General features: G+C 42.6%; 2 protein-coding genes. Both read left to right on the forward strand.

The window, feature by feature from the left end; all coding sequences use genetic code 11:
* Positions 1-293 precede the first annotated feature (293 nt).
* Complete coding sequence (locus A3735_RS28635) at positions 294-512, forward strand: hypothetical protein (RefSeq protein WP_082885763.1); 219 nt, start codon at positions 294-296, stop codon at positions 510-512.
* Positions 513-650: 138 nt separating this feature from the next.
* On the forward strand, positions 651-1,156 hold a 506-nt coding region (locus A3735_RS01505), incomplete at its 3' end, for a transporter substrate-binding domain-containing protein (protein ID WP_156499309.1).

Below are 1,156 nucleotides of genomic sequence, written 5' to 3' on the forward strand. Positions count from 1 at the left end.
ACACTAGAAAGGTAGTTATGAGTTTACCAACAATAATAGATATTGAAGCTTCAGGCTTAGGAAAGGGCTCTTATCCAATCGAAGTAGGTTTTATTTCAGGTAAGGGAGAAACGGGCTGTACCCTGATAAAACCATTAGCTCATTGGACGAAATAGAACCGGGACGCCGAAGCGCTTCATGGAATATCCCAAGAGCTATTAAAAGAAAAAGGGCGAGATATTGTTAGCGTTGCCCAGTGGCTTAACCACAACCTTGCAGGTCAGACCATATATTCAGATGGCTGGGCTAATGACATGTGCTGGCTGGGTCAGTTATTTGATAAAGCTGAATGTATACAAGCCTTTCGAATTGAATCTTTACTCTCATTGCTTAGCCAGGAAGAACGAGAACAATGGACACCCGTCCACGACAAAGTTATTGAATTAGCAGGTCTGGCGCGTCATCGGGCCAGTGCAGATGCAAAAATGATTCAGGATAATTATGCAGAATTAAAAGGCTTGCCCAGAAATTAACGAACTCGTGATATTTAATCGATTATAACAATGGATCCGGAAATAGGAGTTCAATCTTGCTTTGGATCTATGTTAATCTCAAATGCTACCGTGTAATGCTGTCACGGGAGAATACAACTATATAAAGGGGTTAGGATAATGAAACTTAATAAATTGACCGCTGGTATTGCGATCGTGGCAGTAGGGTTAACTGCACAACAAAGTTATGCAAGTTCAACACTTGATGCAGTAAAAAAGAAAGGTATGGTAAGTTGTGGCGTGAGTGTCGGTTTAGCGGGCTTTTCACAAAAAGACGAGAAAGGGCAGTGGAGCGGACTGGATGTAGATGTTTGTCGTTCGGTTGCTGCAGCGGTTTTAGGCGATGCAGATAAAGTAACTTATCGCCCACTCACTGCAAAAGAACGCTTTGAAGCACTAAAAAGTGGCGAGGTAGATATTTTGTCTCGTAATACTACTTGGACTCATACACGTGACACATCACTAGGTTTGAACTTTGCTGGTGTAAACTACTACGATGGCCAAGGCTTTATGGTATCCAAAAAGCTAGGTGTTAAAAGTGCATTAGAGCTCGATGGAGCATCTGCCTGTATTCAGGCAGGTACCACCACTGAATTGAACATGGCTGACTACTTCCGTGCAAATGG

Source organism: Oleiphilus sp. HI0061, from assembly GCF_001635675.1.